Here is an 18,928-nt window from a genome sequence, read left to right on the forward strand (position 1 = left end):
AGGGGCGCCCCGGCCGGGGCGCCCCTTTCGCGTACTGCCGTGCGCTACATCTTGACGCGGGCGGTGCTGTAGAGCTTGGCGGCCAGTTCCGCGGTCTGCTCCTGGTTGTAGCCCGGCTTGCCCGCGAGGATGGACGCCACGTCCGTGGCGCTGACCATCGCCAGCGTGCTGTAGTCGCCCCAGATGCAGATCGGGAGGGTGGCCTCCTTGGGCCCCTTCGTGTTCGCCTCCTTCGCGGTGAACTTGACGTCCTGGCACTTCATGACGGCGCCCTCGAAGCCGGCCGGGGTCACCGCCTTGGGGGTGCCCACGAGTTCGACGTCGGACTTGCCGTCCTTGGCGCTCTCCAGCTTGGCCATGGCGAAGTAGCCGTCCACGGTCTTCTCCGGGTCGGCGATCTCGCCGTAGACGCCCGAGAAGTTGAGGCCCTTGGCGCTGAGCGGGTTCTTGGGGTCGCCCGCCTGGTAGTTCATGGCCGCCTTGGTCGGGTTCTTGATGCCCGCGGCCTCGGCCTCCGCCTTGTCCTTGTCGGTGAAGGGCTTGTCCTTGTACTTCGGGTCCTTCTTGAAGTCGTCCACCGACTCCGGGGCGACCAGCTTGTAGCCCTTGGTGTCGGCCGAGACGGAACCACTCGGGCCGCCGCCCAGGAGATACCAGCCGCCGCCCGCGATGACCGCCACCGCGACGACCGCCGCGATGATCACGCCGGCCTTGGACTTCTTCGGCGGCTCGGTGCCGTACGGGGCCTGCTGCGGGTAGCCGTAGGCCTGGGTCGGCGGCTGCTGGGGGTAGCCCTGCGGGGGGACGCCCGGCTGCTGGGGGTAGCCGTAGCCCGGCTGCGGGGGCGCGGGCTGCCCGTAGGGGCCCGGCTGCGGGGGCTGGCCGTAGGGGCCGGGCGGCGGCGGGGGCTGCTGCCCGTACGGTCCCGGCTGCTGAGGCTGCTGTCCGTAAGGCCCCGGCTGGTTGTAGCTCATCCCGCGTCCCCCTCTGAGGTTGCTTATGCGTTCCTCACATCCTGACCGAAGCCGGAGCCCGTCAGGGCGCCGGGCCCCTCCACAACCGGTTTCATGACTGGACTGTTACGGCCCTAAACTGAGCCCCGTGACCGAGAACACGCAGACACCCAGTAGCCCCGACTCCGAACTGCCGACCGCCTACACGCCGGCCGATGTAGAGGGCAAGCTCTACGAGCGCTGGGTAGAGCGTGGGTACTTCACGGCCGATCCCGCGAGTGAGAAGCCCCCGTACACCATCGTCATCCCGCCGCCGAACGTCACCGGCTCCCTCCACCTGGGACACGCCTTCCAGCACACCCTCATGGACGCCCTGACCCGCCGCAAGCGGATGCAGGGTCACGAGGCGCTGTGGCTGCCCGGCATGGACCACGCCGGCATCGCCACCCAGAACAAGGTCGAGCAGCAGCTCGCCGAGGAGGGCAAGTCCCGCCACGACCTCGGCCGTGAGGCGTTCGTCGAGCGCGTCTGGCAGTGGAAGGAGGAGTACGGCGGCAAGATCCTCGGCCAGATGCGGCGCCTCGGCGACGGCGTCGACTGGTCCCGTGAGCGCTTCACCATGGACGAGGGCCTGTCCAAGGCCGTCCAGACCATCTTCAAGAAGCTCTACGACGACGGCCTGATCTACCGGGCCGAACGCATCATCAACTGGTGCCCGCGCTGTCTGACGGCCATCTCCGACATCGAGGTGGAGTACCAGGAGGACGCGGGCGAGCTCGTCTCCATCCAGTACGGGGAGGGCGAGGACACCCTCGTCGTCGCCACCACCCGCGCCGAGACGATGCTCGGTGACACCGCCGTCGCCGTCCACCCGGACGACGAGCGCTACCGGCACCTCGTCGGCAAGCAGATCAAGCTGCCGCTGACCGACCGCACCATCCCGGTCGTGGCGGACACGCACGTCGACCCGGAGTTCGGCACCGGTGCCGTCAAGGTGACCCCGGCGCACGACCCGAACGACTTCGCCATCGGGCAGCGCCACGGCCTGCCCAACATGACGATCATGGACGAGCACGGCGTCATCACCGTCCACGGCCCCTTCCTCGGCCTGGACCGCTACGAGGCCCGTTCCGCGGTCGTCGGCGCGCTGCGCGAGCAGGGCCGCATCGTCGCCGAGAAGCGCCCGTACCTGCACTCCGTCGGGCACTGCTCGCGGTGCAGCACCACCGTCGAGCCGCGTCTTTCGCTGCAGTGGTGGGTCAAGGTCGAGACCCTCGCCAAGGCCGCCGGCGACGCGGTCCGCGACGGCCGTGTCGCGATCCATCCGGTCGAGATGGAGAAGCGCTACTTCGACTGGGTCGACAACCTCAACGACTGGTGCATCTCGCGCCAGCTGTGGTGGGGCCACCGCATCCCGGTCTGGTACGGCCCGGACGGCGAGGTCGTCTGCCTCGGCCCCGACGACGAGGCGCCGACCGGCGAGGGCTGGACCCAGGACACCGACGTCCTCGACACCTGGTTCTCCTCCGGTCTGTGGCCGTTCTCCACGCTCGGCTGGCCGGAGAAGACCCCGGACCTGGCGAAGTTCTACTCCACCGACGTCCTCGTCACCGGCCACGACATCATCTTCTTCTGGGTGGCCCGGATGATGATGTTCGGCCTGTACGCCATGGACGGCGAGGTCCCCTTCAAGACGATCGCGCTGACCGGCCTGGTCCGCGACGAGCGCGGCAAGAAGATGTCGAAGTCCTTCGGCAACGTCGTCGACCCGCTGGACTGGATGGACAAGTACGGCTCCGACGCCGTCCGGTTCACCCTGGCCAAGGGCGCCAACCCCGGCACCGACGTCCCGATCGGCGAGGACTGGGTCCAGGCGTCCAGCAAGTTCGCCAACAAGATCTGGAACGCCACGCGCTTCGCGCTGATGAACGGCGCCACGATCGAGGGCGAGCTGCCGCCGGCCGAGCGGCTGTCGGCGACCGACCGCTGGATCCTCTCCCGCCTGAACAAGACGATCGCGCAGGTCGACGCGTACTACGAGGACTTCCAGTTCTCGAAGCTCAGCGAGGCGCTCTACCACTTCGCGTGGGACGAGGTCTTCGACTGGTACGTCGAGCTGTCGAAGACGACCTTCTTCGCGGGCGGCGAACAGGCGAAGGTCTCCGCGCGGGTCCTCGGTGAGGTCCTCGACGTCATGCTGCGCCTGCTGCACCCGGTGGTCCCGTTCGTCACCGAGACCCTGTGGACCACCCTCACCGGCCGCGAGTCGCTGGTCGTCGCCGACTGGCCGAAGGACAGCGGCTTCCGTGACGACGCCGCCGAGTCCGAGATCGGGAGCATCCAGACGCTCACCAAGGAGGTCCGCCGCTTCCGCAAGGAGCAGGGCCTCGACGACAAGCAGAAGGTCCCGGCCCGTCTGGACCTGACCGGCACCGCGCTGGCCGCCCACGAGGCCGCCATCCGCCAGGTGCTGCGCCTGCAGCCCGAGGGCGACTCCTTCAGCGCCACCGCGACCCTCCCGGTCGCCGGCGCCACGGTCGCGCTCGACCTGTCGGGCACCATCGACGTGGACGCCGAACGCAAGCGCCTGACCAAGGACCTCGGTGCCGCGGAGAAGGAGAAGCAGCAGGCCGAGGCGAAGCTCGGGAACGAGGCCTTCCTCGCCAAGGCCCCCGACAACGTCGTGGACAAGATCAAGGGCCGACTGGCCAAGGCCGAGGCGGACATCGCCCGGATCCAGGCCCAGCTGGAGACCCTGCCGGCCGCATAGGGCCGGCCGGACGTTGCGCGGCAGCCGGGACTTCCGCGACACGTCCCGGCAGCCGCCGGAGCTCGACCAGGGCCCCCGCCACCGGACTCCGGTGGCGGGGGCCCTCGCCGTACGCGGGTGCACGGCGGGCCCGCGGCATCCGCGCGGCCGCGGCCCGCGCGGACCTCCGGCCTGTCCGAAGTGCCCTACATCACGGTGTTTCCCTGCGGGCTGGACCTCATCCGCCGCGCCGACCACGGATGATGGAGGGCATGCACGTGAAGCCCCTCGCCCCGGTGTTCCGCCGGTGGGTGGCTGCCGGCCGCCGGACGGCCGGCACCTGGGCCGGTTCGCCGCGGGCGGTCGACGTGCTCACCGCTCTGGGCTGTCTCGGGCTGATGGCCCTGGACCTGCCGGGGCTGGCGGCCGCCGACAACTCGCTGAGCGGACCCGCCGCGGCCGTCGTGCTCGCTCTGGGCTGCACGACCCTGCTGGTGCGCCGCCGGCTGCCCTGGGTCTCGTACCTGGTCGCGCTGTTCTTCATCGGGTGGCTGCACGAGCTGACCCTGATCCAGTTCGCGCTCTACTCGGTCGGCCGCTTCCGCGGGCGCCGGGCGGGGATCCTGGCGACGCTCGCATACGTCGCCTTCGCCCTGGTCATGTTCTGGGTGCCGGGCTGGCCCGAGCCACAGGGGCAGCGGCTCAGCGGCTTCCTCAGCATCGTCGTGCCCATCGGCGCGCTCGCCTCGGCCGTGGGCATCGCCGCGTACCGGCACGACCTGGTGCGGGAGCTGACCGCCCGGCGGGCCGAGTCCGCCGTGTTCCGGGCCGTCCAGCAGGAGCGCGTCTCCGTCGCCCGCGACGTGCACGACTTCGTCGGCCGGGAGCTGACCATGCTCACGGTGCGCTCCGAGGTGCTGTCGGTACGGGCGCGCGGGACGGCGCACGCGAAGGACTTCGAGGAGCTGGCCGACTCCGCGCGCCGGGCCCACCTGGTGCTCAACGAGATCATCGTGCAGCGGGGCGAACGGGCATCGACCCCGGGTGTGGAGGGGCTGCCGGAGCTGGCGGAGCAGAGCGGACGGGCCGGTTCGCCCGTCCGGCTGGCCATGGACGAGGAAGTACACCGGCTGTCGCCGCTGCGGCAGGCGGCGGTCTACCGGGTGGTGCAGGAGTGCCTGACCAACGCCGCCAAGCACGCGCACGGGGAGACCATCGACGTGTCGATCGCGGCGGACGGCCCGCGGCTGCGGATCGCCGTCAGCAACGCCCTGCCGGCCCGCACCCCGGGCCGGAGCCCGGTCTCGGCGGGCTCCGGCACGGCGAGCATGTCCGAGCGCGTCCGCAGCCTGGGGGGCACCTTGACAGCGACCCGCACGGACGACGCGTACGAGGTCGTCGCCACCCTGCCGCGCGGCTGAGGGCCGTCCCCCGGTTCCCGGCGGTCGCACGGCGCAGGCTGCGGCGCCGCGCCGGGTCAGGCCGGCGTCAGCAGGCCGTCGAGGCTGTCCAGGTCCTCCACGCAGCGGCCGGAGCCCAGCGCCACACAGTGCAGCGGGTGGTCGGCCACGAAGACCGGGATGCCGGTCGCGGAGGCCATGCGCAGGTCGAGGCCGGGCAGCAGGGCGCCGCCGCCGGTCAGGACGATTCCGTGCTCCATGACGTCACCGGACAGCTCCGGCGGGCATTCCTCCAGCGTGCCGCGGACCGCCGCGATGATCGCCCCGACCGGCTCGTCGAGGGCGGCGCGGACGTCGGCCGCGCCCAGGGCGAGCGTCTTCGGCATGCCGCCGACCTTCTGGCGGCCGCGCACGGTGAAGGTCGCCGTCTCCCGTTCGGGCCGGTCCGGTACCGGCCAGGCCGATCCGATGGCCAGCTTGGCCTGCTCGGCGGTGCGCTCGCCGATGAGCAGCGCGTGCTCCCTGCGCACGTGCTCCGTGATCGCCGCGTCGAGCCGGTCGCCGCCGACGCGCAGCGAGCGGGAGGTGACGATGCCGCCGAGGGAGATGACGGCGACCTCGGAGGTGCCGCCGCCGATGTCCACGACCATGGAACCGCGCGGTTCCGCCACGGGAAGACCGGCGCCGATCGCGGCCGCCATCGGCTCCTCGATGAGGTGCACGGTCCTGGCGCCGGCCCGGGTGGCGGCGTTGACGATGGCCCGCCGTTCGACCGGGGTGACGCCGGAGGGCACGCAGACGACCATCCGGGTGCGGGGCCGCCGCCCGGGCACGGCCTTGCGCACGAAGTGCCGGATCATCTCCTCGGCGGCCTCGTAGTCGCAGATCACGCCGTCCTTGAGGGGGCGGACCGCCGTGATGGAACCGGGGGTGCGGCCGATGGTCTCCTTGGCGTCCGCCCCGACGGCCAGGGCGGTGGCGGTGCCCGCTCTGACGGCGACCACGGACGGCTCATCGAGGACGATTCCCTGCCCCCGCGCGTAGACCAGGGTGTTGGCGGTTCCCAGGTCGATGGCTATGTCGCGGCTGGACGCTGTCTTGTTGCTGCTGGCCTGCGGCATTTGTTCCCCAATCTGCTGCTCGCAAGGCTTGCACGGAGATCAGGCCGCTCCGCCCGCCGGAGGTCCCGAAGCGCCCGGGCCGAAAGTCCTCCCGGTGGCCGTCCGTAGACTGGCCCTGTGAGTGACCAGCAGCCCGAGAACCACGACCGCCACGACGACGAAGACCGCACCGGCGCCTTCGACGAGTTCGACCAGATCGTCGCGGAAGAGTCCGACCGCGACCCCGACCTGGCGGTGATCGAGGCCGGCAGCCGCACCCTGCGCGCCCACGCCGGGCCGCCCCAGGGGGACCCGGTGCCTGCCCGACCCGTCGACCCGGAGGTGGCGAGGGCGCTGCTGGAGGTGGAGCAGGAGCTCTCCACCCGCTGGGGGGAGACCAAGCTGGAGCCCTCGGTGTCGCGGATCGCGGCGCTGATGGACGTACTGGGCGAGCCGCAGCGCGCGTACCCCTCCATCCACGTCACCGGGACCAACGGCAAGACCAGCACGGCCCGCATGATCGAGGCCCTGCTGAACGCCTTCGAGCTGCGCACCGGCCGCTACACGAGCCCGCACGTGCAGTCGATCACCGAGCGGATCAGCCTCGACGGGGCGCCGATCGAGGCCGAGCGGTTCGTGGAGACCTACCACGACGTCAAGCCGTACGTGGAGATGGTCGACGCCGCCGAGGAGTTCCGGCTGTCGTTCTTCGAGGTGCTCACCGGGATGGCCTACGCGGCCTTCGCGGACGCCCCGGTGGACGTCGCGGTGGTCGAGGTCGGCATGGGCGGCAGCTGGGACGCGACCAACGTCATCGACGGCTCCGTCGCCGTGGTCACCCCGATCAGCCTGGACCACACCGACCGACTCGGCTCCACGCCCGCTGAGATCGCCGTGGAGAAGGGCGGCATCATCAAGCAGGACGCGACCGTGATCCTGGCGCAGCAGCCGGTGGACGCGGCCCAGGTGCTGCTGAAGAGGGCCGTCGAGGTCGATGCGACGGTGGCCCGCGAGGGCATGGAATTCGGCGTGGTCTCGCGCGAGGTCGCGGTCGGCGGGCAGCAGCTGACGCTGCGCGGCATGGGCGGCGAGTACGACGACGTCTTCCTCCCGCTGTACGGCGCCCACATGGCGCACAACGCGGCGGTGGCGCTGGCCGCGGTCGAGGCATTCTTCGGGGTCGGCGGGCAGCACGCCCGGGTGCTGGACGTGGAGACCGTGCGCAAGGCCTTCGCCTCGGTGACCTCGCCCGGCCGCATGGAGGTCGTGCGGCGCAGCCCGACGGTGATCCTGGACGCGGCGCACAACCCGGCGGGGGCGGCGGTCACCGCGGAAGCGGTCACCGAGGCGTTCGGCTTCAGCCGGCTCATCGGCGTGGTGGCCGCGAGCGAGGACAAGGACGTCCGCGGGGTGCTGGAGGCCTTTGAGCCGATCTTCGCCGAAGTCGTGGTCACGCAGAACTCCAGTCACCGGTCGATGGGCGCGGACGAGCTGGCGGCCGTGGCCGTGGAGGTCTTCGGCTCGGACCGGGTGCAGGTGGAGCCGCGGCTGGACGACGCCCTGGAGGCGGCGATCACGCTGGCGGAGGAAGAGGCCGAGTACGGAGGGGCCGGGGTCCTGGTGACCGGTTCCGTGATCACGGTGGGCGAGGCCCGCCTGCTGCTGAAGAGGGGTTGAGGGGATGCGCACGCTGTGTGCGAGCACGCTGATCGGCGAGTTCTTCGTGATCGGCTTCGCCGGACTGGTCGCCATGAAGGACCCGGACCTGACCCAGGCCGCGGTCTGGACGGTGTGCGGGGTCTCGATGCTGCTGTCGGTGCTGCTGTGCGGCATGCTCGCGCGCCCCGGGGCGGTGCAGCTGGGCTGGGCCCTGCAGATCGGTCTGATCGCGAGCGGTTTCGTCGTCCCGACGATGTTCTTCCTCGGCGCGGTGTTCGCCGGACTGTGGTGGTGCTCCGTGCACTACGGCCGGAAGGTCGACTCGATCAAGGAGCGCTGGGCCGCCGCGCAGGAGGCCGCCGCCGCGTCCGGGGCGCCCGACACCGCCTGACGGATCCCCGGACCACCCGGGCGGCGAGGCCGCCCCGGACGGCCCTGTAGATTCGCCCTACCGCACCCGTATGCCGCAAGGAGCCGCAACATGACCCAGCGCACCCTCGTCCTGCTCAAGCCCGACGCCGTCCGTCGCGGCCTGGTCGGCGAGATCATCGGCCGCATCGAGCGGAAGGCCGGCTGGACCATCCCCGCACTGGAGCTGCGTACGCTCGACCAGGAGACCCTGGAGGCGCACTACGGCGAGCACAAGGGCAAGCCCTTCTACGAGCCGCTCATGGGCTTCATGTCCAGCGGGCCGGTCGTGGCGCTGGTCGTCGAGGGGGAGCGGGTCATCGAGGGCGTCCGCCAGCTGGCCGGTCCCACCGACCCGATCGCCGCGGCGCCCGGCTCCATCCGGGGCGACTTCGGCACCATCACCCGGGAGAACCTCATCCACGCCTCGGACTCCGAGGAGTCCGCCGAGCGCGAGCTGAAGCTCTTCTTCCCCGCGCTCTGATCAGTCCCTCCTGACGAGACATCAGCCGAATAGCGCTCATGACCTGGGGCGACCGAAGTAATTTCGGTCGCCCCAAGGTATTTCCGGGCCCGGGCGGGAACGCCTGGGCAGGACACGTCGTCACCAGTAAGGGGGCGGGTATCCATTCCGGCGGGATTGCCGGAGTCCCGTCGCGCGGTGTCGGTACAACCGTGACTACGATGGGGCCTCCACCCACACACCCACCTCGCCGACCTGACAGCAGCCGCTATCAACTGGAAGGCCAGACGCTCCTCATGGGGAACAAGGGGAACAACATGTCGTTCATCGGCCGTGACATGGCGATCGACCTCGGGACCGCCAACACGCTGGTGTACGTGAGGGGCCGGGGGATCGTCCTGAACGAGCCGTCCGTGGTCGCCATCAACACGAACACCGGCGGCATCCTGGCGGTCGGCTCGGAGGCGAAGAAGATGATCGGGCGCACGCCCGGCAACATCGTCGCCGTACGGCCCCTCAAGGACGGCGTGATCGCCGACTTCGAGATCACCGAGCGTATGCTCCGGTACTTCATCCTCAAGATCCACAAGCGCCGCTACCTGGCCCGTCCGCGCGTCGTGGTCTGCGTGCCCTCCGGCATCACGGGAGTCGAGCGCCGCGCGGTGATCGAGGCGTCCACGCAGGCCGGCGCCCGCCAGGTGCACATCATCGAAGAGCCCATGGCCGCCGCCATCGGCTCGGGCCTGCCCGTCCACGAGGCCACCGGCAACATGGTCGTGGACATCGGCGGCGGCACCACCGAGGTCGCCGTCATCTCCCTCGGCGGAATCGTCACGGCACAGTCCATCCGGGTGGCCGGCGACGAGCTCGACAACGCGATCATCCAGCACATCAAGAAGGAGTACTCCCTCCTCCTCGGTGAGCGGACGGCCGAACAGATCAAGATCACCATCGGCTCGGCGTACGACCTCGACAAGGACGAGCACACCGAGATCCGCGGCCGGGACCTGGTCTCGGGCCTGCCGAAGACGGTCGTCATCTCGGCCGCCGAGGTCCGCAAGGCCATCGAGGAGCCGGTCAACTCCATCGTCGACGCGGTCAAGACGACGCTCGACAAGTGCCCGCCGGAGCTCTCGGGCGACATCATGGACCGCGGCATCGTCCTGACCGGCGGCGGCGCCCTGCTCCGCGGCCTCGACGAGCGGCTGCGCCGTGAGACCGGCATGCCGATCCACATCGCCGAGGACCCCCTCGACTCCGTCGCGCTCGGCTCCGGCAAGTGCGTCGAGGAGTTCGAGGCCCTCCAGCAGGTCCTGGACGCCCAGCCCCGTCGCTGACCGCCCTCCCGCCGGGGGAGGGGACTGAGCGGAACACAAGGATCCGCCGTACGGGTGCTACCGGGCCCGTACGGCGGATCGTTGATATACAGGCAAAACGAGAATTCCGACGAGGAAGGCACGGCCGCCGCACGTGAGGGACACACGAGAAAGCCGGCTGCTCCTGGTGCTTCTGATCGCCATCGCGTTCGCGTTGATCACGGTGGACATCAGGGCAGGCGAGGAGTCGCCGGTCGACGGTGCCCGGCAGGCCGCCGCAGCGGTCTTCGGGCCGGTCGAGGAAGGTGTGGCGACCGCGGTCGATCCGGTCGCCAACGCCATAGGGGCGGTCAGGGACTCCGGGAAGCGCCACAACCGCATCGCCGCACTGGAGCGCGAGAACGCGGCCCTGAAGGCCAAGCTCGGCAGCGAGGACCAGACCCGCAGCCGTATCCACGAGCTCGACGAGATGCTCAAGCGGGCCGGCGCGGGACAGTACGGCATCAAGGGCGCCGAGGTCATTGCCATAGGAGCGGCCCAGGGCTTCTCCTGGACCGTCACCATCGACGCCGGCAGCAAGGACGGCATCGAACGCGACATGACCGTCCTCAACGGCGACGGGCTCGTCGGCCGCGTCACCACCGTCGGACCCGACACCTCCACCGTCGTCCTCGCCAACGACCCCGACTTCACCGTCGGCACGCGCCTGGAGAAGACCGGCGAACTCGGCTTCGCCACCGGACAGGGCGATCGCGCCCTGTCCGTCCAGATGCTCAACGGCAAGGCCAAGGTCAGCCCCGGCGACCGGCTCGTCACCTTCGGCTCGCGCGGCAACAAGCCCTTCGTGCCCGGCGTCCCGATCGGCGAGGTCGTCAAAGTCGATCCCTCGCGCGGCGACCTGACCCGCACCGTCTGGGTCCGGCCGTTCGTCGGCTTCTCGCGCCTGGACATCGTCGGGGTCGTGGTCATGCCGCCGCGCGAGGACCCGCGCGACGCCGTCCTGCCGCCCAAGCCCGAGGCCCCCAAGCCCATCCCGACGGTCACCGTCACGGTCACCCCGTCCGGGTCCGCCAGCCGGCTCGCCCAGCCGGCCGACGACTAGGAGCCGACCCCGCATGCGCTTCAACCGGATCCTGCTCTCGGCCACGCTCGTCGTGGTCGCCCTCGTCATCCAGGTCACCGTTTTGGGCCGGCTCCAACTGCCCGGCGCCGTACCCGACCTGCTGCTCCTCACCGTGGTGTCCCTCGCACTCGTGTACGGGCACGTCAGCGGCGCGCTCATCGGCTTCGGTGCCGGACTCCTCGCCGACCTGGCACCGCCCGCCGACCACGCGGTCGGCCGGTACGCGCTCGTCCTGTGCGTCATCGGCTACGTCGTCGGACTGGTCCGGCCCGACGGCGGCCGGTTCCGCTCCGCCTGGGGCCCGATGCTGGCCGTCGTCGCCGCCGCGATCGGCTCCACGCTGCTCTACGCCAGCGTGGGTGCGCTGGTCGGCGACACCGCCGCCCGCCACGTCGGCCTGACCGGGCTGATGTTCACCGCCACCCTCTACGACCTGCTGCTCGCGCCGTTCACCGTGCCGTGGATCATGGCGCTGGCCCGCAAGGCCGAGAACGACCCGATGGCCGTCGAGGCGGGTGGCGGCCCCGGCAACAAGACCGCAGACGTCTCCGCCGGCTGGCTGGCCGGCGGTACCGGCCTGAGCATCGGCAACCAGCGCGGCGGCCTGCGCATGAAGACCGCGCGGTCCCGCGCCAACAAGGCGGTCCGCATAAAGGGCGTCAAGCCGGCCAAGGGTGTGAAGAGCGCCAAGAAGCTGTGAGGGAGGAGCAGACGTGACCAACGTCCCGGAGACCGGCCGCACCTCCCGGGTGCAGATCAGGCTCGTCATCATGCAGGTCCTCGTCTTCTCGATGCTCGTCACCCTCGGCGGCCGGCTCTGGTTCCTCCAGATCCGCAACGGCGCGGAGTACTACCACGAGGCCAAGAGCAACCACGTCCAGCGGGTGGTCCAGCCCGCCGTGCGCGGCTCGATCCTCGACGCCCGCGGGGTCCCGCTCGCCGACAACGAGACCCGCCTGGTCGTCTCCGCCAGCCGCACCGCGCTGATGAAGATGAAGGACAAGGGCAAGGGCGTGATGACCCGCCTCGCCGACGTCCTGGACATGACCCCCAAGGAGGTCATGGACAAGGTCCGGCTCTGCGACTCCCAGACCCCCAAGCCCTGCTGGAACGGTTCGCCCTACCAGCCGATCCCGGTCACCCTCGAAGCCACCACCCAGCAGGCGCTCCAGCTGCGCGAGCGCCCGGAGGAGTTCCCCGGCATCACCGCGGAGCCCACCGCCGTCCGCCGCTATCCCGCCCCCGGCGGCGCCCGTACCTCGCAGGTGCTCGGCTACCTCTCGCCCGTCACCGACGACGAGATCCAGAAGGCCAAGGACACCGACTCCCCGCACCTGCGCTCCGACCAGGTCGGCCGCTCCGGGATCGAGCGCACCTACGACCGGGAGCTGCGCGGCAAGGCACAGGTCACCTCCTACGAGGTCGACAACCTCGGCCGGGTCATGGGACAGACCAGGTCCGATCCCGGAATCGCCGGATCCACCCTCGTCACCAGCATCGACGCCCGGGTCCAGGCCGTCGCCGAGTTCGAGCTCCAGCAGGCCATGAAGGTCGTCCGCAACGAGACCGACAACATCACCGGCCGCAAGTACGAGGCCGACTCGGGCGCCGTCGTCGTCATGGAGGCCAAGACGGGCCGCATCGTCGCGATGGCCTCCCAGCCCGACTACGACCCGAACGCCTGGGTCGGGGGCATCTCCGGCACCGACTACGCCAAGCTCACCAGCAAGAGCTCCAACTACCCGCTGCTCAACCGGGCCATCCAGGGCATGGCCCCCGCCGGCTCCATCTTCAAGGTGGTCTCCGCGAGTGCCGCCGTCCGGGCCGGCTACAAGTTCAACGACAAGTACAACTGCAGCAGCTCCTACAGCCTCGGCGGCCGCAGCTTCGCGAACTTCGAGTCCAAGGGGCACGGCCCCATCACCCTCGGCGAGGCCCTCAAGTTCTCCTGCAACACCGTCTTCTACGCCCTCGGGCACAAGGAGTGGCAGCGCGACGGAGGGCTCAGCCCCAAGAAGGACGCCCACGACTGGTTCTACCGGACCGCCCGCGAGTTCGGGCTCGGCTCCGAGACCGGGGTCGACCTGCCGAACGAGGTCAAGGGCCGCATCCCCGACCGCCAGTGGAAGCAGAGCTTCTGGGCGGCCAACAAGGACTCCTGGTGCAAGCAGGGCAAGCGGGGCGGCACCTACGTCGAGCAGATCGCCTATGAGAGCTGCCTCGAAGGCAACCAGCTCAAGGCCTACGACAGCATCAACTTCGCCATCGGCCAGGGAGACGTCCTGGTCACCCCCATCCAGATGGCCACCGCCTACTCCGCCATCAGCAACGGTGGCACCCTCTACAACCCCACCGTCGGCAAGGCCGTGATCAGCCCGGACGGCAAGCGCATCGAGATGATCAAGCCCCAGTCCCACGGCAGGCTGCCGATCGGCGCCCAGACCATCGCGGACCTCGACAAGGGGTTGCGCATGGTCGTCGAGCCCGGCGGCACCGCCGCCTGGCGCTTCGGAGGCTGGCCCCAGGACAAGATCCCGATGCACGCGAAGACCGGTACCGCCCAGGTCTACGGCAAGCAAACCACCTCGTGGCTGGCGACCTACACCAAGGACTTCACGATCGTCATGACGATCTCCCAGGGCGGCACCGGCTCCGGAGCCTCCGGACCCGCCGTCCGCAACCTCTACAACGCCCTCTACGGTCTGACCATGGACGGGAAGCAGGACCTGAAGACGGCCCTGCTGCCGGCCCCGGAGGCGAAACTGCCCAGGATCAACCCCGACGGCTCCATCGATTCCCCGGAGATCCGGCCGTACGTACCGCCGTCCCCGGAGGAACCGGAACCGCCGGCACTCGCCGGGCCTCCCCCGACACGGCACGACTGAGGACCCCATACCGACATGCCAACCGCCAACAAGTTCTCCGTCTCCCGCTACGCGCCCGAGCGCGGCCCGATGGCCAGGCTCACCGCCCGTGACTCCGTGCTGCGCCGGCTCGACTGGCCGATCCTGCTCTCGTCGCTCGCCCTGTCCTGCCTCGGCGCCCTGCTCGTGTGGTCGGCCACCCGCAACAGGACCAGCCTGAACCAGGGCGACCCCTACTACTTCCTCGCCCGGCACGCCCTGAACACCGGCATCGGCCTGGTACTGATGATCGGCACCGTCTGGCTCGGCCACCGCACCCTGCGCGGGGCCGTGCCCGTCCTCTACGGGCTCTCGCTGGTGCTCATCCTGGCCGTGCTGACCCCGCTCGGCGCCACCATCAACGGCGCCCACGCGTGGATCGTGGTCGGCGGCGGATTCTCCCTCCAGCCGTCCGAGTTCGTGAAGATCACGATCATCCTGGTCATGGCGATGCTGCTCGCCACCCGGGTGGACGCCGGCGACCTGGCCCATCCCGACCACCGCACCGTCGTCAAGGCGCTCTGCCTGGCCGCGGCCCCGATGGGCATCGTCATGCTGATGCCCGACCTCGGCTCCGTCATGGTCATGGTCGTCATCGTGCTCGGCGTGCTGCTCGCTTCCGGAGCCTCCAACCGCTGGGTGATCGGCCTGCTCGGCTCCGGCGTGGCCGGAGCCGTCCTGATATGGCAGCTCGGCGTCCTGGACGAGTACCAGATCAACCGCTTCGCGGCCTTCGCCAACCCCGAGCTCGACCCCGCCGGTGTCGGCTACAACACCAACCAGGCGCGCATCGCCATCGGCTCCGGCGGCCTGACCGGCTCCGGGCTCTTCAAGGGCTCGCAGACCACCGGCCAGTTCGTGCCCGAGCAGCAGACGGACTTCGTCTTCACCGTGGCGGGCGAGGAGCTCGGCTTCGTCGGGGCCGGGCTGATCCTCGTCCTGCTCGGCGTCATCCTCTGGCGGGCCTGCGTGATCGCCCGGGAGACCACCGAGCTGTACGGGACCATCGTGTGCGCCGGCATCATCGCCTGGTTCGCCTTCCAGTCCTTCGAGAACATCGGGATGACCCTCGGCATCATGCCCGTGGCCGGGTTGCCGCTGCCGTTCGTGTCCTACGGAGGCTCGTCGATGTTCGCCGTGTGGATAGCGGTCGGACTCCTCCAGTCGATCAAGGTGCAACGGCCATTGTCGGCCTGATGTTCCGTTCATCCTGCATACGTGTTCCGTTCAGGACTAAGTTCGGTACATGGCGGACACAAAGCGCGAGATCGAGCGCAAATTCGAGTTCTCCAAGGCCGCATCTGCCCGGCGCGGGGTGCCGGACCTGACGGGGACGGGCGCGATCGCGGCCGTCACCGACCAGGGCACCGTCGACCTCGACGCCGTCTACTACGACACCCCCGACCAGCGGCTCGCCGCCGACGGGCTCACCCTCCGACGCAGAACGGGCGGCGCGGACGAGGGCTGGCACCTCAAACTGCCCGTCTCCCCAGGCGTGCGCGACGAGGTCGGCGCCGCGCTCAGCGACACGGTCCCGCCCGCCCTCGCCGCCCTCGTCCGCTCCCGCGTCCGCGACGCCGGGCTCGGGCCGCAGGTCCGACTGGTCTCCTCGCGCCGTGTCAGCCACCTGCTCGATGCCGACGGAGCACTCCTCGCCGAACTGAGCACCGACGAGGTCCTGGCCGAACGCGGCGACGCCACCGCCGCCTGGACCGAGGTCGAAGTGGAACTCGCCGACGGTGTCGGACCCGAACTGCTGGACGCCGTCGCGAAGACATTCCGCAAGGGCGGGCTCCGGGTCTCCGACGCCCCCTCGAAGCTCGCGCGGGCCCTCGCCGAGACCGGCGCCGAACCCCCGACCCGGCCGGCCGGAGGCGGCCCCGGAGGCACCGCCGGCGCGTACGTCATCGCGTACCTGGCCGAGCAGCGCGACGCCCTGGTCGCCCAGGACCCGGCCGTGCGGCGGAACCTGCCGGACTCCGTGCACCAGATGCGGGTCGCCACCCGCCGGCTGCGCAGCGCCTTCACGACCTACCGCAAGGTCCTCGACCGCGGGGTCACCGACCCGCTCGGCGAGGAGCTGCGCTGGCTGGCCGCCGAACTCGGCGTCGACCGCGACCAGGAAGTCCTGATGGAACGGCTCCAGGCCCAGCTCGGCGAACTGCCCCGCACCCTGCTGTCCGGCCCCCTCCGCAGCCGGCTCCGGACCTGGAACACGGGCCGGCGCTCCCGATCGCGCCGCAGGACCCTGGCCGCACTTGACAGCGACCGCTACGTCACCCTGTTGAACTCCCTCGACGCCTTGTTGGACGCGCCCCCGCTGCTCGACGCCGCCGCGGGATCCCCCGAGAAGGTGCTCCGCAAGGCGGTGCTCCGCGACTACGCCCGCCTCGCCGGCCGGATCGACGCAGCCCTCGCGCTCGACGCGGGCAAGGAACGGGACCTGGCCCTGCATGGGGCCCGCAAATCGGCCAAACGCGTCCGGTACGCGGCGGAGTCCGCCGTGCCCGAGTTCGGCAAGCCGGCGAAACGCCTGGCCAAGGCCATGAAGGAGGTCCAGAACCTGCTCGGCGACCACCAGGACAGCGTCGTGGCCCGGGACGCCCTGCGCGGCCTCGCGGCCCAGGCGGCGGACGCGGGGGAGGACTCCTTCACCTGGGGTGTGCTCTACGGCCGCGAGGAGGCCCTGGCCGAGCGGCGCGAACGGGAACTTCCGGACCTCTGGGCGAAGGCCTCGGCCCCTGCCCTGCGGGCGGCCCTGTAGTGATCATGCGGGTGGGGGCGGCTGGGCCGTCGGGGTACGCTAGATAGCTGCCCCCTGCCCGCTTCACGAAAGTCGCGTGATGACCGAGTCGGTCTTCCCTCAGCTTGAGGCCCTGCTTCCGCACGTGCAGAAGCCCATCCAGTACGTCGGCGGTGAACTCAACTCCACGGTCAAGGAGTGGGAGAGCTGCGACGTCCGCTGGGCCCTCATGTACCCGGACGCATACGAAGTCGGGCTGCCCAACCAGGGCGTCATGATCCTGTACGAAGTGCTCAACGAGCGCGAGGGCGTCCTCGCCGAGCGCACCTACAGCGTCTGGCCGGACCTCGAAGAGCTGATGCGCGAGCACAAGGTGCCGCAATTCACCGTGGACAGCCACCGCCCGGTCTCCGCCTTCGACGTGTTCGGCCTGTCCTTCTCCACCGAGCTGGGCTACACCAACATGCTGACGGCCCTGGACCTCGCGGGCATCCCGCTCGAGTCCAGGAACCGCACGGTGGACCACCCGATCGTCCTCGCGGGCGGCCACGCGGCCTTCAACCCGGAGCCGATCGCGGAGTTCATCGACTGCGCGGTCATCGGCGACGGCGAGCAGGCCGTCCTCGACATGACCGAGATCATCCGCACCTGGAAGGCCGAGGGCCGGCCCGGCGGCCGCGAAGAGGTCCTCCTTCGCCTCGCCAAGACCGGCAACGTCTACGTCCCCGGCTTCTACGACGTCGAGTACCTGCCGGACGGCCGCATCGGCCGCGTCGTGCCCAACCGGTCCGGCGTGCCGTGGCGGGTGTCGAAGCACACCGTCATGGACCTCGACGAGTGGCCGTACCCCAAGCAGCCCCTCGTCCCGCTCGCGGAGACCGTCCACGAGCGCATGTCCGTCGAGATCTTCCGCGGCTGCACCCGCGGCTGCCGTTTCTGCCAGGCCGGCATGATCACGCGCCCCGTGCGGGAGCGAAGCATCACCGGCATCGGCGAGATGGTCGAGAAGGGTCTCAAGGCGACCGGCTTCGAGGAGGTCGGCCTGCTCTCGCTGTCCTCCGCGGACCACACCGAGATCGCCGACATCGCCAAGGGACTGGCCGACCGGTACTCGGACGACAAGGTGGGCCTGTCCCTGCCGTCCACCCGCGTGGACGCCTTCAACGTGGACCTGGCCAACGAGCTGACCCGCAACGGTCGCCGCTCCGGCCTGACCTTCGCCCCCGAGGGCGGCTCCGAGCGCATGCGCAAGGTCATCAACAAGATGGTCTCGGAGGAGGACCTGATCCGGACCGTCGCCACCGCCTACGGCAACGGCTGGCGCCAGGTGAAGCTGTACTTCATGTGCGGCCTGCCCACCGAGACCGACGAGGACGTGCTCCAGATCGGCGACATGGCGGTCAACGTCATCGCCAAGGGCCGCGAGGTCTCCGGCCAGAACGACATCCGCTGCACCGTGTCGATCGGCGGGTTCGTCCCCAAGCCGCACACCCCGTTCCAGTGGGCGCCGCAGCTGTCGGCGGAGGAGACGGACGCCCGCCTCGGCAAGCTCCGCGACAAGATCCGGGGCGACAAGAAGTACGGCCGCTCCATCGGCTTCCGCTACCACGACGGCAAGCCGGGCATCGTCGAGGGCCTGCTCTCGCGCGGCGACCGCCGCATCGGCGACGTGATCCGCGCCGTCTACGAGGACGGCGGCCGCTTTGACGGCTGGCGCGAGCACTTCAGCTACGACCGCTGGATGCGGGCCGCGGACAAGACGCTGCCCGCCTACGGCGTGGACGTGGCCTGGTACACCACGCGCGAGCGCACCTACGAGGAGGTCCTGCCCTGGGACCACCTGGACTCCGGTCTCGACAAGGACTGGCTCTGGGAGGACTGGCAGGACGCCCTCGACGAGACCGAGGTCGACGACTGCCGCTGGACCCCGTGCTTCGACTGCGGTGTCTGCCCGCAGATGCAGACCGAGATCCAGATCGGCCCCACCGGCAAGAAGCTGCTGCCGCTGTCGGTCGTGAAGTAGCCGGCCCCGCCGGCCACGTGCACCCCAGGTCACGAGAGGCCCCCGCCCGCAACGGGTGGGGGCCTCCGGCGTTTCCCCGGGCGTCTCC

General features: G+C 70.4%; 14 protein-coding genes. 12 read left to right on the forward strand and 2 right to left on the reverse strand.

What is annotated here, in order from left to right:
• Window positions 1-44: 44 nt before the first annotated feature.
• Entirely contained in the window at window positions 45-974 is a 930-nt protein-coding gene (locus ACFW2G_RS15385; protein WP_384585100.1) for a hypothetical protein, read from the reverse strand.
• Between the two features lie 127 nt (window positions 975-1,101).
• Between ACFW2G_RS15385 and ACFW2G_RS15390 the strand changes: the two genes are divergently transcribed.
• Both ACFW2G_RS15390 and ACFW2G_RS15395 read left to right on the forward strand, forming a co-directional pair.
• Window positions 1,102-3,723 (forward strand): valine--tRNA ligase, encoded by a 2,622-nt coding sequence (locus ACFW2G_RS15390; protein WP_037923727.1) that lies wholly within the window; start codon window positions 1,102-1,104, stop codon window positions 3,721-3,723.
• 251 nt (window positions 3,724-3,974) lie between these two features.
• Window positions 3,975-5,123 (forward strand): sensor histidine kinase, encoded by a 1,149-nt coding sequence (locus ACFW2G_RS15395; protein ID WP_037924365.1) that lies wholly within the window; start codon window positions 3,975-3,977, stop codon window positions 5,121-5,123.
• Between the two features lie 56 nt (window positions 5,124-5,179).
• Here the strand turns inward: ACFW2G_RS15395 and ACFW2G_RS15400 are convergent, their stop codons facing one another.
• Window positions 5,180-6,223, reverse strand: coding sequence for a rod shape-determining protein (locus tag ACFW2G_RS15400; protein WP_384455153.1), 1,044 nt, complete (start codon window positions 6,221-6,223; stop codon window positions 5,180-5,182).
• Window positions 6,224-6,340: 117 nt separating this feature from the next.
• Between ACFW2G_RS15400 and ACFW2G_RS15405 the strand changes: the two genes are divergently transcribed.
• The 10 genes from ACFW2G_RS15405 (at window position 6,341) to ACFW2G_RS15450 (ending at window position 18,840) form a co-directional block, all read left to right on the forward strand.
• Complete coding sequence (locus ACFW2G_RS15405; RefSeq protein WP_037923729.1) at window positions 6,341-7,879, forward strand: folylpolyglutamate synthase/dihydrofolate synthase family protein; 1,539 nt, start codon at window positions 6,341-6,343, stop codon at window positions 7,877-7,879.
• 4 nt (window positions 7,880-7,883) lie between these two features.
• The gene (locus ACFW2G_RS15410; protein ID WP_384455149.1) at window positions 7,884-8,252 is read left to right on the forward strand and encodes a DUF4233 domain-containing protein; all 369 of its coding nucleotides are present in this window, start codon (window positions 7,884-7,886) and stop codon (window positions 8,250-8,252) included.
• A 90-nt stretch (window positions 8,253-8,342) separates the two neighbouring features.
• Window positions 8,343-8,753, forward strand: coding sequence for a nucleoside-diphosphate kinase (ndk, locus tag ACFW2G_RS15415; protein ID WP_361596845.1), 411 nt, complete (start codon window positions 8,343-8,345; stop codon window positions 8,751-8,753).
• A 296-nt stretch (window positions 8,754-9,049) separates the two neighbouring features.
• Window positions 9,050-10,069 carry a rod shape-determining protein gene (locus ACFW2G_RS15420; RefSeq protein ID WP_030008578.1) on the forward strand — a complete coding sequence of 340 codons (1,020 nt, stop codon included), beginning with the start codon at window positions 9,050-9,052 and terminating at the stop codon, window positions 10,067-10,069.
• Window positions 10,070-10,202: 133 nt separating this feature from the next.
• Window positions 10,203-11,150, forward strand: coding sequence for a rod shape-determining protein MreC (mreC, locus tag ACFW2G_RS15425; RefSeq protein WP_037923737.1), 948 nt, complete (start codon window positions 10,203-10,205; stop codon window positions 11,148-11,150).
• Between the two features lie 13 nt (window positions 11,151-11,163).
• Complete coding sequence (gene mreD / locus ACFW2G_RS15430; protein WP_037923739.1) at window positions 11,164-11,871, forward strand: rod shape-determining protein MreD; 708 nt, start codon at window positions 11,164-11,166, stop codon at window positions 11,869-11,871.
• A gap of 13 nt (window positions 11,872-11,884) precedes the next feature.
• Complete coding sequence (gene mrdA / locus ACFW2G_RS15435; protein WP_037923740.1) at window positions 11,885-14,056, forward strand: penicillin-binding protein 2; 2,172 nt, start codon at window positions 11,885-11,887, stop codon at window positions 14,054-14,056.
• A 15-nt stretch (window positions 14,057-14,071) separates the two neighbouring features.
• Complete coding sequence (gene rodA / locus ACFW2G_RS15440) at window positions 14,072-15,271, forward strand: rod shape-determining protein RodA (protein WP_037923744.1); 1,200 nt, start codon at window positions 14,072-14,074, stop codon at window positions 15,269-15,271.
• A gap of 49 nt (window positions 15,272-15,320) precedes the next feature.
• Window positions 15,321-16,838, forward strand: coding sequence for a CHAD domain-containing protein (locus ACFW2G_RS15445; RefSeq protein ID WP_384585097.1), 1,518 nt, complete (start codon window positions 15,321-15,323; stop codon window positions 16,836-16,838).
• Between the two features lie 76 nt (window positions 16,839-16,914).
• The gene (locus tag ACFW2G_RS15450; RefSeq protein ID WP_172671350.1) at window positions 16,915-18,840 is read left to right on the forward strand and encodes a TIGR03960 family B12-binding radical SAM protein; all 1,926 of its coding nucleotides are present in this window, start codon (window positions 16,915-16,917) and stop codon (window positions 18,838-18,840) included.
• Window positions 18,841-18,928: the final 88 nt, after the last annotated feature.

Origin of the sequence: Streptomyces sp. NPDC058880 (assembly GCF_042742535.1) — a bacterium.
Taxonomy (GTDB): Bacteria; Actinomycetota; Actinomycetes; order Streptomycetales; family Streptomycetaceae; genus Streptomyces.

What these genes read in the sequence shown, in the direction of transcription:
- mreD (WP_037923739.1), top strand. Translation starts at nt 11,164, where the DNA reads ATGCGCTTCAACCGGATCCTGCTCTCGGCCACGCTCGTCGTGGTCGCC.
- ACFW2G_RS15410 (WP_384455149.1), top strand. Translation starts at nt 7,884, where the DNA reads ATGCGCACGCTGTGTGCGAGCACGCTGATCGGCGAGTTCTTCGTGATC.
- ndk (WP_361596845.1), top strand. Translation starts at nt 8,343, where the DNA reads ATGACCCAGCGCACCCTCGTCCTGCTCAAGCCCGACGCCGTCCGTCGC.
- rodA (WP_037923744.1), top strand. Translation starts at nt 14,072, where the DNA reads ATGCCAACCGCCAACAAGTTCTCCGTCTCCCGCTACGCGCCCGAGCGC.
- ACFW2G_RS15395 (WP_037924365.1), top strand. Translation starts at nt 3,975, where the DNA reads ATGCACGTGAAGCCCCTCGCCCCGGTGTTCCGCCGGTGGGTGGCTGCC.
- ACFW2G_RS15400 (WP_384455153.1), bottom strand. Translation starts at nt 6,223, where the DNA reads ATGCCGCAGGCCAGCAGCAACAAGACAGCGTCCAGCCGCGACATAGCC.
- ACFW2G_RS15445 (WP_384585097.1), top strand. Translation starts at nt 15,321, where the DNA reads ATGGCGGACACAAAGCGCGAGATCGAGCGCAAATTCGAGTTCTCCAAG.
- ACFW2G_RS15420 (WP_030008578.1), top strand. Translation starts at nt 9,050, where the DNA reads ATGTCGTTCATCGGCCGTGACATGGCGATCGACCTCGGGACCGCCAAC.
- ACFW2G_RS15385 (WP_384585100.1), bottom strand. Translation starts at nt 974, where the DNA reads ATGAGCTACAACCAGCCGGGGCCTTACGGACAGCAGCCTCAGCAGCCG.